The 18,657-nt window shown below is 30.7% G+C and carries 17 protein-coding genes and 3 pseudogenes; 14 read left to right on the top strand and 6 right to left on the bottom strand.

The window, feature by feature from the left end; translation table 11 throughout:
* Positions 1–49 precede the first annotated feature (49 nt).
* The 8 genes from ABC346_RS20680 (at position 50) to ABC346_RS20645 (ending at position 6,686) form a co-directional block, all read left to right on the top strand.
* A complete protein-coding gene (locus ABC346_RS20680; RefSeq protein WP_317958496.1) occupies positions 50–766 on the top strand; it encodes a hypothetical protein in 717 nt (238 codons plus the stop codon).
* Entirely contained in the window at positions 754–1,335 is a 582-nt protein-coding gene (locus ABC346_RS20675) for a hypothetical protein (RefSeq protein WP_317958495.1), read from the top strand. The genes ABC346_RS20680 and ABC346_RS20675 overlap by 13 nt, the downstream gene beginning before the upstream one ends.
* Positions 1,336–1,366: 31 nt before the next feature.
* The gene (locus tag ABC346_RS20670; protein WP_317958494.1) at positions 1,367–1,897 is read left to right on the top strand and encodes a hypothetical protein; all 531 of its coding nucleotides are present in this window, start codon (positions 1,367–1,369) and stop codon (positions 1,895–1,897) included.
* Positions 1,898–2,046: 149 nt separating this feature from the next.
* Complete coding sequence (locus ABC346_RS20665) at positions 2,047–2,469, top strand: hypothetical protein (protein WP_317958493.1); 423 nt, start codon at positions 2,047–2,049, stop codon at positions 2,467–2,469.
* A 14-nt stretch (positions 2,470–2,483) separates the two neighbouring features.
* Positions 2,484–4,409 carry a DNA topoisomerase gene (locus tag ABC346_RS20660; RefSeq protein WP_413236658.1) on the top strand — a complete coding sequence of 642 codons (1,926 nt, stop codon included), beginning with the start codon at positions 2,484–2,486 and terminating at the stop codon, positions 4,407–4,409.
* Between the two features lie 69 nt (positions 4,410–4,478).
* A complete protein-coding gene (locus ABC346_RS20655) occupies positions 4,479–5,318 on the top strand; it encodes a hypothetical protein (protein WP_317958490.1) in 840 nt (279 codons plus the stop codon).
* Positions 5,319–5,353: 35 nt separating this feature from the next.
* Positions 5,354–5,776 carry a hypothetical protein gene (locus ABC346_RS20650; protein WP_413236657.1) on the top strand — a complete coding sequence of 141 codons (423 nt, stop codon included), beginning with the start codon at positions 5,354–5,356 and terminating at the stop codon, positions 5,774–5,776.
* Positions 5,777–6,320: 544 nt separating this feature from the next.
* Complete coding sequence (locus ABC346_RS20645) at positions 6,321–6,686, top strand: hypothetical protein (RefSeq protein ID WP_413236656.1); 366 nt, start codon at positions 6,321–6,323, stop codon at positions 6,684–6,686.
* Positions 6,687–6,789: 103 nt separating this feature from the next.
* Here the strand turns inward: ABC346_RS20645 and ABC346_RS20640 are convergent, their stop codons facing one another.
* From ABC346_RS20640 to ABC346_RS20630, 3 genes are all read right to left on the bottom strand, one after another.
* On the bottom strand, positions 6,790–7,605 hold the full coding sequence (locus ABC346_RS20640) for a hypothetical protein (RefSeq protein WP_413236655.1): 816 nt from the start codon (positions 7,603–7,605) through the stop codon (positions 6,790–6,792).
* A gap of 447 nt (positions 7,606–8,052) precedes the next feature.
* On the bottom strand, positions 8,053–8,502 hold the full coding sequence (locus ABC346_RS20635) for a hypothetical protein (RefSeq protein WP_413236654.1): 450 nt from the start codon (positions 8,500–8,502) through the stop codon (positions 8,053–8,055).
* A gap of 197 nt (positions 8,503–8,699) precedes the next feature.
* The gene (locus ABC346_RS20630) at positions 8,700–9,059 is read right to left on the bottom strand and encodes a hypothetical protein (protein ID WP_413236653.1); all 360 of its coding nucleotides are present in this window, start codon (positions 9,057–9,059) and stop codon (positions 8,700–8,702) included.
* A gap of 112 nt (positions 9,060–9,171) precedes the next feature.
* On the opposite strand from ABC346_RS20630, the gene ABC346_RS20625 reads away from it, so the two are divergent.
* The 3 genes from ABC346_RS20625 to ABC346_RS20615 all read left to right on the top strand — a co-directional run bounded on the left by ABC346_RS20625 (position 9,172) and on the right by ABC346_RS20615 (position 14,225).
* Positions 9,172–10,845, top strand: coding sequence for a hypothetical protein (locus ABC346_RS20625; RefSeq protein ID WP_413236652.1), 1,674 nt, complete (start codon positions 9,172–9,174; stop codon positions 10,843–10,845).
* 926 nt (positions 10,846–11,771) lie between these two features.
* Entirely contained in the window at positions 11,772–12,932 is a 1,161-nt protein-coding gene (locus tag ABC346_RS20620; protein WP_413236651.1) for a replication initiation protein, read from the top strand.
* A gap of 1,083 nt (positions 12,933–14,015) precedes the next feature.
* Positions 14,016–14,225 carry a hypothetical protein gene (locus tag ABC346_RS20615; RefSeq protein WP_413236650.1) on the top strand — a complete coding sequence of 70 codons (210 nt, stop codon included), beginning with the start codon at positions 14,016–14,018 and terminating at the stop codon, positions 14,223–14,225.
* 241 nt (positions 14,226–14,466) lie between these two features.
* On the opposite strand, the pseudogene ABC346_RS20610 reads toward ABC346_RS20615, so the two are convergent.
* A pseudogene (locus ABC346_RS20610) lies at positions 14,467–14,636 on the bottom strand (IS256-like element ISBsu2 family transposase); the annotation flags it as partial.
* Between the two features lie 95 nt (positions 14,637–14,731).
* On the opposite strand from ABC346_RS20610, the pseudogene ABC346_RS20605 reads away from it, so the two are divergent.
* Positions 14,732–14,959 (top strand): annotated as a pseudogene (locus ABC346_RS20605) (transposase); the annotation flags it as partial.
* A 72-nt stretch (positions 14,960–15,031) separates the two neighbouring features.
* On the opposite strand, the gene ABC346_RS20600 reads toward ABC346_RS20605, so the two are convergent.
* Together ABC346_RS20600 and ABC346_RS20595 are read right to left on the bottom strand one after the other, a co-directional pair.
* A complete protein-coding gene (locus tag ABC346_RS20600; protein WP_413236649.1) occupies positions 15,032–15,793 on the bottom strand; it encodes a 2-phosphosulfolactate phosphatase in 762 nt (253 codons plus the stop codon).
* A gap of 32 nt (positions 15,794–15,825) precedes the next feature.
* Positions 15,826–16,731: a hypothetical protein gene (locus ABC346_RS20595; protein ID WP_413236648.1), complete on the bottom strand. Its 906-nt coding sequence runs from the start codon at positions 16,729–16,731 to the stop codon at positions 15,826–15,828.
* Between the two features lie 197 nt (positions 16,732–16,928).
* Between ABC346_RS20595 and ABC346_RS20590 the strand changes: the two genes are divergently transcribed.
* Positions 16,929–17,171, top strand: coding sequence for a hypothetical protein (locus ABC346_RS20590; RefSeq protein ID WP_413236647.1), 243 nt, complete (start codon positions 16,929–16,931; stop codon positions 17,169–17,171).
* Positions 17,172–17,861: 690 nt separating this feature from the next.
* Positions 17,862–18,571, top strand: a pseudogene (locus ABC346_RS20585) (group II intron maturase-specific domain-containing protein); the annotation flags it as partial.
* Positions 18,572–18,657 lie beyond the last annotated feature (86 nt).

Here is an 18,657-nt window from a genome sequence, read left to right as displayed (position 1 = left end):
TATACCTATTTATAAAAAATGCTGGGTCTTAAATATTAAGGGGGATCTTATGATACTGACGGAAGAAGGGATACATCAATTCATTGAAAAGATAATGAGAAATAAATTTAACATAAGTGAATTGTTTATTAAGTGTAGCCCAAATAAATCTACGAATGTAAAACCATATGCTTTACTAAGTGTTAAGGGTGTAAAAGGTATTCATCAAGAAGATACATATTATGAGAATCTTGAAGAAAACATTATAGCTTGTGATTTTAGCTGGTTAGAACCAATTTCTCAATACCTTAACGTTCCATTAGAAGCAACTATTCAAGTAGATGAAGACGGAAACTTTGATAATCGTGCAATTCAAATAAAATTTAGAATCGATATACCAAAAAAGGTCAATTCTTTAACATCTTTTCTTTATCCTCGTATTAAAAGATTTGTAATATTAAATGAGTATATCGAATCTGTTCGTGTATTCGGTTCTAAAGGGTATTTAACGAAACTATATTTCCATATGAATATTGACGCATTAAAGGTATCTAAGTTGTTAAAAGAAAAGCAACTTAACCGAAGCATTTTAAACCAATGGATTACAGCACTGAATAGAGTGGAAAACGAAAGTGTACAGAAAGAAATGTTCGACAGTAAATTTGAAGTAATAGCTGGAAAGATCAATTTAGAATTCCAAACAGAGTTGGTATCACAATACTTCGAATTAGGGAAGTATTTTACTAATATTTCTATAAGAAATGGAGATAAAGCATGGGTAGATTAACATTGCTTATTGTCTTTTCATGCTTTTTATTATTTCCAATAAATACTTCTGCAATGGTTAATTTAGATAAAATTGAAGAAGGAAAATCAATGTTCGATAGTAATGTAAACTTTTCTGATTCTCTCAATGCAACTACACAAACCGTAAACGAAAGTACAATGATATGGTCATCTATAATTCCTGCAATATTTACGGTGATTTTTATTTATTTTCTTATCCGTTTTGCATATGCGCTTTTTACCAAAGTTGGAAGCACATTGAAAACTGCAACCTGGGGTCTTATTTCAATTCCGATAATCTTTATTTTTTTCAGAGTAGTTGGTATATTTGTTTTAGGAGAAAATAATATTCACAATGTAGATGGATATTTAAACAGTATTATCTCATTGTTATCTTCATCTGTGTTTTTCATAGCTATAGGATTAGTTTTTATTGGGTTACTTTTTAGAATGTCTTATATCTTAATAAAGCACCCAGCTTATAACAGATGGAGCAATCGCTTATTCTTATTTTCAGTAATATCTATTATATTATCTGTTGTAGTTGAACCGGTATTATATAATATATAAAGTTTTTTACAAAGAGAAGGGGAACGTAATAATGTTATATAGGGTAGATCAGCAAAAAGAACCATATGATGAAGATGTAATTACTTGCCAAACACATTGTGCTCTTTTTGATAAAAAAACAAGTAAATGCGGTTTCTTTAATAATGAAGTTCCAAATGATCCTTTTTATACAGCTGGATGTTCCCAATTTTTGAGTGAAAAAGAGTGGGATGAATTTTCCGATAGCGTATTACTTAATGAATCGGATGAATCTCAAACAAAATTATTATATCCACTGCAACCTGACCAAAATGTAGATTATAATGCAGTATGGTATGTTTCTCCAGATCAAACTTTTGGTTGTTGGATTATCTCTTTATCTAAAAAAAATAAATTTATGGCTCTAAATCAGAAAGAAACTATCATTGGTTGGCATGATGAAGTGTATAAATCACCTTTTCCACTTCATGACCATGGATTGATTTCATATAAAGCATCAACAGTTGCATGGGTAATTGACGAACATGGATTTGGTCAATACGCTTTAGTAGAAAATGGAGAACTACATTTGTTTCATCCATAATAAGCATGGTATTTTACTTTATCGAATGCTATAATAACTTTAACATTTAATTAAATATAAAAAGGGACCCCCTTAACTGGCTAAAAGGAATAATTTTTTAATTTCCTTAAGCTTATTAAGGGGGTTTTTAATTTGGGGGTATCACTACATTGAATACTTGTATCGTATCACATCATCATCACTATCGAGAGGGACTAAGACAACTTCTAGAAATCTCTATCCCTTCCTTATCTATTGTTTCATATCCATCGATCTCTAATTTTTCAAACAACGATAATGCTTTAGTAATCATAGAACCTTTATTTTGCGATACTGAGAAAGAGCAGCGAAATATAGAAGTGATTGAAGATTTAACGAAAAGAGGTGTGAAAGTTTGCTTAATAACGGAAAATTTAAGAGATGAGGAACTAATAGAGTTGCTTAGTTTCCCTATTTTTGGATTGTTGTTTAAGTCTATGAGAACACAAGATGTCATCTTAGCAATTAAACGTATATTGAAGGGTGCGTATTATATCCCTCAAAGAGTTGGAAAACTCCTGTTAGATCAGTATCAACAACAAAAAAGTTTATAGAAAGGGTATAGCTTATGGGGAAATATTGTTTTATATGCGAGAAGAACTCTCAAGCTAAGATGGTTGCTCAGGCATATAACTACACACATAAAGGGAACTACTATGAGATACATCCTTGTTCAACTTTTCCAGATGGTGCTTATGTAGCCTATGCTGCTGGACATTTATTACAGATCAAAGAACCTCACGAACTAAATAGTAGCTGGAAAGAGTGGCGATTAGACAACTTACCGTTAAATCCGGCTACTATGTCTAAGAAAATTGATAGTACAAAGAAACGTCTTTTACAAACTATAAAACAATTAGCAAATAAGTCGTCAGTTATAGTAAACGCAGGTGATATAGATATAGAAGGCTCTTACCTTGTTCATGAAATTATTTTATTTTTAGGAATTAAAAAACCATTAAAGCGTTTGTGGCTTACATCATTAACTCCTAATGCCATAAGGAAATCTGTAAACAAAATGAAGGATTTCTCTGAATCTGAATATATGTACTGGCAAGGTTTATCACGTTCAGAAGCTGATTGGCTATTTGGTATGAATTTTTCAAGACAATTTACGTTACTACTATCAAAAAACCCTCAACTTAAAAATAAGACCTTTCCAGTAAAGAATAAAAAGACTTCCAACGTTTTTAGTGTAGGTAGAATTCAAACTGTAGTGAATCACCTTATCTATCAAAGAGAGATTGCCATAGAAAACTTTGTGAGTGAAAAATACTGGGATATATATGCATCTTTTCGAATTGCTGGTCATGAATACAATGGTAAGTGGTTTATCCCTGATTGGGACCATATTTTCTATAAAGAACAAGCAGACTTTTTAATAAATGAATTGAGAGAAAAGCCTGCTTCGATATTAGATGTAAAAAAGGAGATAAAACATATACGTCCCCCGCAATTTTTTAATTTAACTAGTTTACAAAAAAAAGTAGACAAAGTCATAGGTTTATCACCGGATCAAACACTCTCTGAATTACAGAAATTATATTTAGAAGGGTATGTAAGCTATCCTCGTACTCAGATTGTATATGTAGGAGAGGAAGAAGCTAATACATTTGAACAAGTGTTAAGTAATTTAGCTGAATTAAATGAATTCAAGACGTTATTACCAGCACCAGTTAAAGATATTTCTAATGATACTCGTTATATTAATTCCTCAAAGGTTCAAGAGCATCATGGAATAATACCTACAGAGAAGAAAGTAGATTGGGAGAAACTAAATAACAATCAGAAAGTAATATATAGCTTGATTGCAAAATCATTAATCGCAGCACACTATAAAGACGTTGTAGTTAATGAAGTTGTGATAGCAACACTTGTAAATGAACAATATACGTTTAGAAGCAAAGGCAGCCAAGTCGTAGAAAAAGGATGGTATCAAGTTATTCCCTCTCAAAAAGAAGATGTATTATTACCAGATGTTCAAATAGGAGAAAAAGGGAGTGTTATCAGTGTAGACACGAAAGAAGGAAAAACTAAACCTTTATCTAGATGGAGTGAAGCGGACATTGTAGTAATGATGGCTAATGCTTATAAGGAATTACCTAACGGTATTCGTAGTGAATATTCAAAGGATGAGTTGTCATTAGGAACTGTAGCAACACGAGCTGAAACTGTAAAAGGACTAAAACAACGTGGATATATAGAAGTGAAGAAAAACAAAGTGTTTATCACAACAAAAGGAAGAATTCTCGCAACAGCTATGGAGAACATACCTTTATTTACTTCTCCTCTAACCACAGGGAATATGCAAAAACACATTAATGAAGAAATTAAAGATTATGCATCTTACCAAAAATTCCTAAAAGGTATAAGAACCCGCGTTGCACTGACATATGAAGAAGCATTGAAGCAATCTACTATTTGGGATTTTTCTTCCATCGGATTAGATAAGTTACCGCAAAAGGGGAAACTAAAATTTGAAAAAAACCTATAATCGGTTAATAGATGTTCTTATGGGGTTAATAGTCTTGTCATCTTTATATAAAAAGGAGAGTGAGTCTAAATGAATTCAGCTTTACTAAGCAACGGGAAGGTGATAACAGCAAGAGAATACAACGCAGAAATTCATGGGAATAGGTTATATTGCATTGATAATTCATGCAAAGTGCCAGTTATTCATGTACCAGAAAGTGAGAATACAACAACTTACTTTAAGACAACAGGTAAGAATGACTCAAAGCATGCTGCAGGTTGTGGTTTTTCGAAACCATTAACCTTTGTTGAGTCGATTAAGAAAGTTGGAGAATACCAGGACGATTTACTAGATAATGGTATTTCAGAAACGCTAGTAAGATTAAATCTAAACAAAATCGATCCAGACTATGAACGACGCCTTGTAGAAAAAGATGAGAATGAGAAGAAGAAAACAGATCCTAATAAAATAAAAGTCAAACAAGAGAGTGATACACCTGCTAGCATAGGGTCATTAAAATCCGTTGTTAAATTGATGACTTCTTATGAACCAGATATTCTAAGTGGAATTATTGTAAACATAAAAGGAAAGAAAATACCAATATCGTCAATTATTATTGACCAAGAAAAGGCGCATAATCTGCTTTGGAATGACCGATTGATACCCAATATAGGCTATTTTGTGTATGGGGAGGTTGAAAACATTTTAAGACGTGAAAAGGTTATTTATATCAATTTCAAAGCAGTAAATAAAGTCTTATTTTCACTAGTACTTTTTGATAAATATTTTAGACATTTTACGTATTCCGATATGGATCTAATAGGAAAGAATATTCTTGCATGGGGATTTTTACGAAAGAATACTTACCAGGATAAAAACACTACTGAAATGAGCATTAAAGCAGATGCTTATATAGGAATACTACCATAATTAAATATTGCTTAAATCAAAGGAGGACCAATTCAATGTATCACATAGATATTCAATCAATCGAGGATTATTCATGCCATAATCCTTTTCAAACAAAAGTAATAATTATACCAAATGAACATGAAAATATAAGAATTATACGAGCTGCAGTACAGTGGGATGCTAATTATTTAATCGTTTATCATAATCCCATTCTAAGGTTGTTCAATTTTTCACCTTTACTTGTCTATATGGGAAGAAGTAGTGCAAGTGAAGCAGTTATTAATGAAATAATTACTATTGATGAAGAAATGATTTTTTCGTTTAAAAAAGTATCTACACGTAAGCATTTTGAGAGGAAAGTAATGCCTGTATTAGTAAAATTCATAGATAAAAAAATTAAATCTATTCTAGAAAGTAAAAACGAACCAATTGCTTCATTTTTAAATAATGAACAGTATAAGGGAATTAAAAGTTAGATATGCAAAATTCTTAAAGGAGAATATTTTTTATGCAAAGTTTTCTAAGTTGGGTAAAAATGTTTTTGCAAATGTTGTATAGAGGCTCAGTACAAACGTTTAAATATTTTTTTGAGCGTGTTGAACACTACATACAACGTTTCTTTTAACAGTAATGATTAAGAAAGGGCGGGGTAATATGCAAAATTTTATGTATATTTATTCTACAGTTCACAGGAAAAATTTTAAATTCTATATTCTAAGTTTACTGTTTATATTTTTATAGTTATAGGATCAATATATTTATATGGAATATATACCTTCGTAGCAGAACGAAGTCTATTGTTATATTATATGTTGGCCATCTTCGGCTTTCCATTTATATTCACTGCATTCTTTATAAGGGTGAATCATAAAGTTGCTAAAAATTATAAATTAGAAAACCCTAAAGTTAAACGTCCATATTGGCAACTACTGCTTGTAGGACATGGGCTGAGTTACATATTAACATTCTCTTTTGTGTTGGTAGTTGCTAGTTTAATAACGGTATTAGGGGGATGACCTTATGGAGTTTATACGCGAATATGCAATCATTCATATTAGAGATAACTTTTTCTTTTATTTAGTTTTAACATTAATATTAACATGGAACTACTTTTTATTACCTGAAACGATACCTTATTATATATACTCTGCACTAGCAATGCTATTTGGTGAATCCGCGCTTATTCTTTTAATTGCAAATTTAGTATTTATCTTTGTTCTTTCTTTATTATTTATTTATCCAAATAAGCTACTAGTAGAGATCCAGGAGTTTAAGAAAGACAAGTACAGGAGAAGATACTTTTGGATATGCCAATTGATTAGTGTTGTAATTATAATATTTATTCGACAAATATATGAAGTAGTTATAACTATGGTAGCTCTATAGTTTATTATTAGTCCTTACAACTAAAATAAAAAGCAGTCTTTGAAAATAAGGCTGCTTTTAATAATTCACTTTAAACTAGATGAACAGAAACAATTTAATACATTCATCCTCTAGCAGAAGGGCCATTTTTAAATAATTTAAATAATTTAAATATCCATTCTGTAATACCTTTAACCACTGTATCTATCAAAACCATTGTTTTAATTGATAGTTTCTTACCATCATACATACTTATTAGTTGAGTATATAGTATGTTTTTGGAAAGGGGAACGTCATTACTATTTATAATTTCAAGCGTGTGGTTAATTAGTTTAGAAAAAATAAATAACACCACCGTAAATATATATAATATCATAATAAGACTATTGAATTCCGTATTCACTGAATCAAAAAACCACAAGTAGAGCATGATTATTACTATCCAGGTTAGGTAAGTAAACACATAATACATAAAAGAATAAATTGAATGAAAGAGAGATGATGTAATAGTAAAGAATAATGATTGAGTTTGTTTATTCTTTTCACGTATATATTGATGGGATACAAATTCATATAACACCCAATACTGTTTTTCTATATATATTGAGAATTCTATAATTTTATTCTTTCTTAATCTGTCATCCATTTGTCCCCAGTAAGAGAGAAACTCAGCAATGTATACATCTTTTATTTTATACATATCAGAATTATAATAAGTATCAACGAAGCTATTAAAATTATCTACTGATAAATTATTCTTGTTATTACTCCAGAAATTAATAAGTTCGAAATACATTGGACTTATCTTTGTTTTTAATACTTCTTCACCGTCTTGTATTGCTCTTATCTTTTTATTTTTAGGACCTTGTAATAATAAAGCACACATTGCGGCTACGATTGGTACTATAAGTGGTATAAATGGAGCGAGTTCAGTATTCATAATCTTACACTATCTCCTTTCATAAATTATTAATGACTCCCAAATCAACATAAACCCTAACAAAATTGAAGAAAAATACCTCTATTAGTGTCATCTATCGATTACTCCTTTTTAATCTTTTATAAAATTTAACAACCTGCGTAACAGCCAATACAGCTAATAAAATTAAAATAGAGAAAAAAACATCTTTATCTTTTTAATCTATCGACGATTTCAGAGTATATATAAAGCCTTTTTCTTGTATTTGTATTCTCATTGCTAATCTTATTCGTCCATGACAAATTCATTGATCCATTTTCTTATTATGGAAGATGGAGTATGTCCATATAGCTTTGTCTTTGTTTTAAATTTTATAAAGTTATCTTCATCTATTCTAACGTAGATTCTTTTAGGATATTTTGTTGGTTTGTTTCTTTTTTGTCTACTCAAAAGTACTCTCCCCTTTTTTTAAATTGCTTCCAAATCAAAAGATAATTGTTCATTAATAACAGATTTCTTAATCTGTACAGTTGATGCTGCATAATGCTTCGGTTGAAGTTTTATATCTTTTCTTTTTACTTCTTTAATTACCGCAAAAATTTCACCATGTGCTTCATTTACAATTGGTGCTTTATCTTCCCACTCTTCTGATAGATTATGTTCTTTAATCAATTGATATCTTTCTTTTGCAGTTAATTCGAACGCAAGCCCAAGACAATCCCGTCTAATTTGAACTCTTTCTGACTCTAACAATTGGTCCACAATTATTTCAGCTTTCTCGTTATCCTTGTGAATTTTTTCAAAAATGTCGTTCATTCCGATACTTCCTGAAGCGAAATACCCCTGTTCTATATAGTTTCTTTTCATCATTTTGTATGCTTTATTTACATAACTTCCTAATAAATTTGCTTTTATCATAACAAACACCATCCTTATATTATTTGTTGAGTAACTCAACACGTGGGTAAAAAAATATTATATGCTAATATCTAATTTAATATAAATTAATAATATCACAGTTTGTTGAGTAGTTCAACAGTAAAGTTTTATGTATTATTATAAAACTACTAATATAATTTAGTTATTTAGCTATATAGCGTCAAAGTCTTATATACCTACGTATTATACAAGATACTATTTTCATGTTCGACCATATGGTCCTTAAAATGTTTAATAGGTTCTCCTTTTATTGGTATTATCTTATAAACCATTACAGGTTGTGCATACAAATTTCCTGGAAGTAAACTATTAAATGCATTAAAAATATGACTATTGTAATCTTCAAGAGTTATACAATGAACAATCTTATTCATATTCATAATAAACTTAATTGTTACTCTGCTTTCTTGTTGGGTAGTACTTTTTGAAATAACATCAAATTTAACCAATTTATCATTAAGGTAGTCTTCAACAAAAGACATAGATATTTCTCCGTTAGTTGAATATATATCTGAAGATCCTATAACCTGTATCATAAATTATCACCTCTGTTATTTGGTTTTCAGGTAAATTATACCATTTTAAATGTTAGGATGTTAATAATTATCAGTCCAAACGTGCTAAAATATAGAAGTAGGGGGCGATTTGATGATTCAGTTTGTTTTCGTAGACTTTAAAGGTGAGCACGATATAGATTATTTACAAAAAACATCAGAAATGTTAGAAAAAAAAATACCATTAAATTCATTTGAAGTGGATAGATTAGACGGACCTGAAGATGCAATAATTATAAAAGTAGTAGACAAGAGTGGTAGTGAGTGTGTTTTATTTTTTGAACTTGCTACATTCGATACAAAAAAGCAACTATTAATTCAAATTAATATAGAAGATCCTGAGAATTTTAGTGAACTAGCGTACATGCTCAAAGAAGAAATAAAGAATCATTTGAGAAAAGATTGGAATGAATGTATATGGTTGAAGGATAGTCAATCTGCTCTTTATGCTTATCAATTATATTCGCTCATATACAATACAGAAAATAGCTTGAGGGAATTTATTAACCTCCTTATGATAAAAGAAATGGGGGTTAAGTGGTGGGAAAGCTATGTTAGTGAAAACTTAATCAAAACTTTTAAAGACAGGGAAGGTTCTTATAAAACAACTGCACCAATGTATACAAATATAGATACTATGCTTTTATCTTTAAATTCAGACCATTTATCCCAAATAATGACGTACAAGAAGAAAAAGTGGAACCCTGAGTATAACGAAAAAATAGAAAAACTAATATATAGTAGCAAGGAAAAGGACTTAAAGTCAGTTCAAGGAATATTATTAAGTCAATTAAAGACAGAAGTTGACTTATGGAAACATTTGTTTAGTAAATATTTTGATGATGACTTCATGAACGAGTGGGGCGATTTCTGCAAAAACAGGAATCATATTGCCCACAATAAACTTATTGATAAAAGTGCTAATTCGATCATGAGAAAGAACATTAAATGTGTTCAAAAGAAAATTGACAATGCATTTAAACGTTTTCATTCGCTAACTCTTTCTGATGAGAGTAAAAAAGAATTAGAAAAAATTTGGTTAGAAGACCAAAAAGTAATTATGCAAGAACAATCTGGAATTAGTGTGGATGATGAAGAATCAATAAAACAAATTTTCATTGAGGAAGCCACTAGAATAATAATGTTAATCGAAGATGAATTGCACTTTAGAAGTGATTTAATTTTAAAAGATTATAGTATTGAAGATGGAAAACCATTTTTTAATATTCAAAGTAAGCTTGTAGATGAAATTGAAATAGATATCTATTTTCTAATAAGATATTTGTCCGATGAACCAGGGGGGAGCAGCAAATTAACAGTACAAATTGATAGCGAACAACAAACAGAGTATTCTTATGAGATAATTTATCAAAATGGAGAAGCTTATTTTGATGAAGATCAAAGCAACTATATGCCAGTAATTCAAAATGGTTTAGAAGAAATAGATGATAACTTATTCCTTGAAGACCTTAATGAAATAATTGATTCTCACTTTCCAAATAAAGTGAATGAGATATCTATCATGAATTATACAAGTATTAAAGATGGTGGTACTGAAGTTGTAGGTAATTTTTGTTGTGAGGAATGTGGAGAAGAAACAGTATCTATAGATGAAGATTTTTATACGTTCGGTGTTTGTGTGAATTGTGGTCATGATCAATCTAGTTCTATAAAAAGCTGTATGAGATGTGAAAATTTATACAATCATAATATTGATGGCAGTCATAGTATTTGTGAGAACTGTGTTTCTTTTATTGAATCTCAATAATTCATATATGTGGTATAACCGTTAGAAAGATACGAAACATAAATGTGATTTTGGAGTAGATGGAATGTAATTCTATATTATAATTTACGTTTTTATTATGTATTTATGACTGACAGAAACTAATTATACTAAAGAGAATATATATATCTTTAGTAATTAGTTTCATAGGGTGCTTTTATGTTTAAAATAATTAATAAATTATATACAACAAACATATTCTATTTAAAAGAGACTTTTACTAACATTTAAATACATATAAAACATTTAATACATTTCGGGACGCTCAAACCCTTGTCATATAAGTATTCATACTGTCAAATTATCACATATTGAGTGAAAACTATCACGTATTGAGTGCAAAGCATCACATATTAAGTGAAAATTATCACGTATTGAGTGAGCAACTATCACATATTGAGTGTTTAATTATCACATATTGAGTGCAGAGCGTCACATATTGAGTGCATCTATCACATATTGAGTGACAAGACATATGAAATGCTTATACACCAGTATTTTGTACTAATTTTTGTGTCAAATTATCACATATTGAGTGTTAATTAATTATCTCACAAGTGAAGAGGATAGTAAGTTTCTTTTTTATGTCTAGAACTATCACATATTGAGTGTAATAGTACATCTAATGTGTGATAGTTTCTTTAAACTAAGCATCACAACACTCAATATGTGATAGTTAAAAGGAAAGATAATACCTTTATACACTCAAATCGTGATACTTATAGAGAAGTTTCTATCACAACACACTCAAACTGTGATAATAAGAAGTAATTTAGAAAGAAGACACTCAATATGTGATAGTTAAAGGGTTATCCACTCAATGTATGATACTTCACTATTTCTATTGCGAACCTATTTTTATTATGAAATAATATATAATAATAAATTGTATACAGGATCGTGATTATATGACTGAACAAAGTAGTCAAGATATTGAAAAAAAATTACAGGTCTATCAGTCTAATGATTTAGTAGAGGCTATATATGAAGATGATTTAAGTGCAACTGAACATAAAATCATTCGGTATGCTGCAGGTAAAATCACTAATTCACCAAATCAGTTTCCTGATGTATCGTTTACGGTAAGTGAATTTGTAAAAGCTGCTGGATTAAATGGCCAAGGTTATTACAGTCGTGTTGAGAAATTAGCAGATGAATTAACTAAAAAAAGAATAAAGATACATACTGTAGATAATGATATTGGTTGGTTTCCTTGGTTTAAGAGTATCATTTATCGAAAAGGCTCAGGAGTTGTTGATATACAATTCAATGATGTGATACAACCTTATATAATGAACCTTACACAAAGTGGTAGATATACTAAATATGATTTTCCAACGATAGGTGAAATGCAAAGTCCATACACAATTCGACTGTTTGAGTTACTACAACAATATGCCAAAATAGGTAAACGAACAATTAAATTAGAAACATTGAAGGAGCATTTAGGTGTTGGGGGTAAATACAAACAGTATGGACACTTTAAATCTAGGATTCTATTAAAGGTCCAAGATGAGTTAAATGAGATAAACGTTCTAACGTTTGAATTTGAAGAAATAAAAAAAGGCAGAAAAGTTGATGAGATAAAGTTTACGATACATATAACAGATAATATTCCATTTGAGGGAGATATTAAGGAAGAAGAAGTTAAAGCTTTCATAGAACAAGCGAGACCACTTGTTAAACAATATGGTTATGATATTCCAAATAGAGAGTTAAAAGCATGGACAAGCTTTGGAATAGATGAACTGCAATTTGTATTAGAACAAATTGAGAGAAATAATACAAAAGTGACACATATTGGAGCTTATATAACAACTATATTGAAATCTAGATACAAAGAATATAAAAAGGCAACCTCAAATTTTAGATTAACTGATGAAAATGTTCAGCATATTATTTGGAATTATATAAAAAACACTAAGAATAATGTAGGTGTTCTGCCAGAAGGATTTATAGAACAAAAGTTACTAAAAGAATTTGAAAAGCAAAATTATACGTATGAACAATTTCAAGAGATTTGGAAAGAAAATAGTAAAATGATATATAAAGCAGTAAATAATAAATAAAGCAGACGGGGAATTAGATCCTGTCTGCTTTATTTATTGATTGCTCAATGGCTTTATTAGAAATATAGTTATATACCATTGTAGTTTAGGTGCTGACGTAATAAGTATTTCTTTTTCAATTATCGCTAATCATCTTGTTAGTTCTACTAATATTATCATATTTATTAGTAATAAGTTCCAGTAATTCTTTGCATTTTCCCTTGTGTTCAAATTTGCAATTAGTGTATAAATACTAATCTATTAATAAGTAATTTTGCCTAACATATATCTTTGTAAAATTCAGTTAATACAACTACTCGAACATGGTTAGTCACGCTTTTTAATTTTTCGTTGTAATTATAGAAGGATAAAACTACTATATTATGAATTATAAAATAGAAAGGCTGGTGATGAGGTTTGATTAGCATACAAATTGAAATATTAAAAATGATTAGATTCAGTGTTAGTGTAAATTTAAGTGTATTTTCAATATTGAATATGTATTTCTGGTAATACAATAATGTGTTAACGCACAATTGAAAAGAAAAAATGTTCATAAGATGGAAGGGGAGATTATTTATGTCATACGATCTTTATTAGGAACTTTGTATAATACAGTCAGCAAGCAGCGAACAAACTAGACCATTTAAACTACGTATAACTTATGTTATACGTAGTTTAAAGTTGGACCGTTTTTGATTTAATATTGCTTAATATAAATCGATATTATCACACTTTGGGTACATAGTGTAGAAACTTAGGTTATATCTAGGGTTTACAATGTAAAAACATGAACTAAGTAAAAATTTTTCAAAATAACAGTACCTTATTTATGATAATAAAAACCCAGATTGTGATAGTTAGTACCTTATATGTGATATTTCGTCGCCATAAACACAATCATATCAATGTGATACAGTACTCCGAAATGTTATTAAAAGTCTTATTTAAATAAAATATGTTGTTATATAATTAATATATCTAATATATGTATTCTAACTATGTTTACATACTCAACAATACTAAGATATAATTATTATATACACCGTACTATAGGATTAATTATAATTTATTAATAATTTTATATTCTTTTAGGAGGAAAAAATGTCTAACATAGAAGAAACAAAATACTATTATGGTCTAAAAGAATTTGCAGATATATCAAACAAATACGGAATAAATACTTCTACTGAAAAGTTATCTGTTTATAGAAGAAGAGGACTATTACCTGTACCAACAGTAATGATTGGTACAAAAGCAGGTTGGACAAAAGAACAAATAGAACGTTGGATTAAAGATAAGAAACAAAGTTAAATTAAGGGGATTTTTTATGTATTCTACTGAGTCTGTATAAATTATGTACATAACCTAAATCAATTGAACTATCAGAGATATTTAGGAGATTACACAAACCTGAGGGGATTAATGATTTATACACCAATCGAACTGAAATACTGGAAAAAATTGTATAAGCGTAGGAATTAACAAGATATAGTACTTAAATTACATACAGGTGGTGGAAAGACTTTAGTGGGTGGGTCTACTAATGGCACAATCTACTCCTACTCCCATAATCAAAAAGTTGTTCGACATGTACGAAGTTACGTTTCCATACGTTAACGGATGGTACATGGACCATTGGTTCAAAAAATTATCAAAAGCACTGTGACAAGCTTTCAAACTTGCTGCTCCATAGACCTTTTTTAAGGAAGTTGTAAATGGCCGTATTCAACAATGGGCGATGGTGATGAATCAATTGCTTGTTCATGAACACATTCGATCGAATTTAATCAATTGTTATCCTTTGGACTGGTAAATGGATTCGAAAAATCATGTACACCACCAATGCCGTAGAAAGCATTCATTCTAGCTATAGAAAAGTGACTAGTAAAGGAGCATTCCCCAACGAGAACGCTCTATTAAAAGTATTATTCTTACGAGTAAAGTAACTCGAAACAAAATAGGAAGATGGCCACGTTCAAAACTGGGCAATGGTTATGAACCAACTTCTTCTACATGATGAGTTAAAAGATAGGGTGTTAAAGTAACTTGAGTAAGCAGGGACTTACATACTTTATTTGACAAACCCCGGCACGCTTAAATAATTGGTAAGTTCAGTCTTAAACTATATAATTTGTTACACATTTATCACATATTATTGGAACAACATTCTCGGAATTTATATTGCTTGCAATAACAACATCTTCTTTAAACCCTCTTTGCACTAGTTCTTGTCCGCTTCCTGAGTTCTCAATCAAAGAGAGGATTTTGTGTTGTGAATTTAAGAAAGTAATCGAAGAAACTTCTGCTTCAGGTGACTTCTTTCCTTCTAATTTAGATAAGATACTACCTGCAGCTAAAAAATCTTCTATACACGGACGTAAAGAATCGGAGGTACCGAGGCCATTATTTTCCCATTTCTCCCCACAAGCTATAATAGTTACATTTTTATTTGTTTTTTTTCTAATATCATTTACAACATTCGCAACAGCAGTTGCATTATTAAAACACCCTATAAATAAATGTTCTGTGTCCGTTGCTAGCCAAGTGCATAATGCGCCGTTTTTTGATGAAAGGACATACTTTTTACCTGAGTGAGAATTATTAAAGGACGCTGGGGATAAAGATGGCTTTTTGCTTTTTAATGCCTCTGCTCTACCCAGTATTAATTCACCTTTAATTTCTTTAGCATATTCATAGCCTGTAAGATTCTCATCATACGGAAAAGGGAAAATTATTGCTCCTGAAGCTAACGCAGCAACTACTGAAGTTGAAAAACTGAGAACATCAACTATTACAATGATGTCTCCTCTTTGTGAGGCTCTGCTTGCCCCAATTCCTCCCCAATCAAATTTAATTGGAAATGGTTCTTGATTAAACATAAAATACCCCCAATTCCTTTGTATATTTAATGTTAAGTTATACTAGCTGCTTTAATTTCTTTTTCAAAAATCTTGCTATAAATTAATAATACTTCTTCTATACTACTTTTTTGATAAGCATGTCTTAATAATTCGTTTGAAAAATGATTCCACATTTTGTAAAGTTCATAATAAAGATTTCTACATTCGGATGACAGAAACGGATTAGACGAAATTAGCTTTCTTGAAATAATAGGGCCCCTGGGGTGCTTTAGACTTTTTGATAAACCGTAAATTGATAATTCCCTGGATAAGTTATATTCTATGTGGAGTAATTTAATTATATCATTTTGGAACTGTAAAAGGTTATGAAAAGTAGTGTCCATAAATGAATTAGCGAAGTTCTGCCACTCTTTAAAAATATTGTCTATTATTACTTCTCTAGATAAATGATTTGTGACATTAATATTTAAGAATTTATACTTTTGGTCTCTCATAGCTTTTAGCAAATCATCGCTTTGTATTTTAGTTTTGAAATTATAATCGGATATTAGGAATTCTTTTCTTTCTGGTATATATTTATTTAAAATAATGTAATGTTTATCGGAATTTCTATTAAAGTTCTTTTTATCAAAGCGAAGGTAGAAGCAGTTAGTATATACGATTGGAGTTATATTATTTTCTAATAAAACTATTAAATCATTTATTATCTTTTTACTATTTAGCTTTTGTGGTGTTATTAGTATATTACTGTTTTGTTTTATCTTACTGTATTCCGCTTCTCCGCCATAGATCTTAAAAGACCGAGGTGTTTCATCTCCTTCAATACCTTCAATTTCATATTTAAACTTAAAACCACCACTTAGTAAAAGAAGATCACTTTCTGAAAGTTTAATACCTTGTGAAGAAATGACTTCCTTTAAAACAAAAAATAAACAGTGTAATCCGTTGTTATTCATGCCCCTCCCCCTTATTATGATATTTATTTATAATTATTATAAACTCATGGAGGTTCAGAGTAAATGCAACAATTTACTTGATTTATAACTTTTTATCTAAATATATATATATTACTTTGTAAAGTTGACTTTTTGTTGATGGTGAGATAATTTAAGATTTAAATAATTTTAAATATATTATCAAGTGGGGATCATAAATGAGAATTAAAATAAACCCTGATTTTGCAATTACTAGATTTAAAGAAGGTATAATTCTTACTAATATAAATAATAATCAAAGTTATCACATCGATAACCGTGCATACGAATTAATAAAACTAGCGTCTGGTAATTATGTCTGTATAAACGATTTATATCATAGTGATTATCCGGAAGAGGAATTTAAGAGTTTTGTAACTGGACTAATTGAGATTAATTTCTTATTAGTTAAGGTATTTTAAAAGCCCTTACGTTGTAGTGTTTATACCTGACCGAAAGGAGGTGAGGAGATGTTTGAAATTAAAGAACTTGGAACGTTCGGTGATCCAATAACTAAAAATACGTAATATTCTTAAAGAGAAGTTGTTAATACAACTTCTCTTTTTTTGTGTGCCAGGTATGCACACATTCTTTAGGGTTCAAGTCCCGAACCGTGAAGGCATTAGTAGCGGTTAGCTTAAGACAAAGGTGTCAGAGTTATCTGGAATCTGAAGGAAGTCGGTGGCAAATCTCCGCCTTTAGGAACACGAACTTCATACAAGGCTGGGTGTACTTGGGCGAGGCTGCTAAACAAGCTAAAGCCTTACTGCCAAAGGGTACATCAAGTAAATGAAGAGAGGATATGGAGAGGAAGAATGTCTGCTTACCCTGGGAGGTCTGATAGGAATGCGGTGCGCACTCCGTAACCGAACATGAGAATGTTCGCTGAGCTATCAGAAGTCAGCCGAAGCCGTAGTACTGGATATTTCTAGAATACCCAGGAAGGGCTAATCATTTAAGAAAGAATTGTCACTTTGCGTACGCAATGCTTGATGAAGCAGAAGCATGGAACCTTCCTAGTGGAGAAAACGGTGAATCCCGTGGGGGACATTAGAAGGGCTGAAAGTTATTGCCACACAAGAAGAACGGACAAATTCACGCAGAAGTTAGATATCATGTTGGAACGAATCTTATCACGTGAAAACTTAATACTCGCATTAAAGCGTGTTGAACGCAATAAAGGGAGTCATGGTGTAGATGAAATGCCCGTACAAAACTTACGAGCGCATATCATGGAACACTGGACTACCCTACGAGAAGAACTTCAAGAGGGAACCTACCATCCTCACCCCGTCCGACATGTCGAAATCCCGAAACCGAATGGCGGGAAGAGGAAGCTGGGCATCCCAACTGTACTGGACAGATTCATCCAACAGGAAGTTGCACAAGTTCTCACCGAAGAATATGACCCACCGTTCTCAAAACATAGCTACGGATTTCGTCTAAACAAACGAGGACATGATGCGGTAAGAGAAGCTAGGAAGTACATCTTGTCCGCTATGCGGACAATTGTAATATTTATGTTCGTTCCAAAAGATCAGGGTTATGTGATGGGAAACATTACGAAGTTTATCGAAGGAAAACTAAAATTGAAAGTGAACGAAGAAAAAGTGCGGTAGACCGCCCATGGAAACGGAAGTTCCTTGTCTTCTCCTTTCCTATGGATAGTATCGACCGCTTCAAACAACGTATTCGAGAACTAACTTCAAGAAGGAAATCGATGAATATGAAAGACAGAATCGAAAAGTTAAATCGATATCTAGTGGGCTGGTTTGGTTACTATCAGCTAGCAGAGACACCTTCTATATTCAAGAAGTTGGATAGCAGACAGATTCTCTTTGTTTCCTTAATACCTTAAAAATATTCATAAATGTTAAAAAATACATATAATAACCAATATTTTGTAGG

The organism is Oceanobacillus phoenicis (assembly GCF_047238145.1).
Lineage (GTDB): Bacteria > Bacillota > Bacilli > Bacillales > Amphibacillaceae > Oceanobacillus.
Note: the sequence above shows the minus strand (reverse complement) of the source record. Positions and strands in the feature narration are given on the sequence as shown.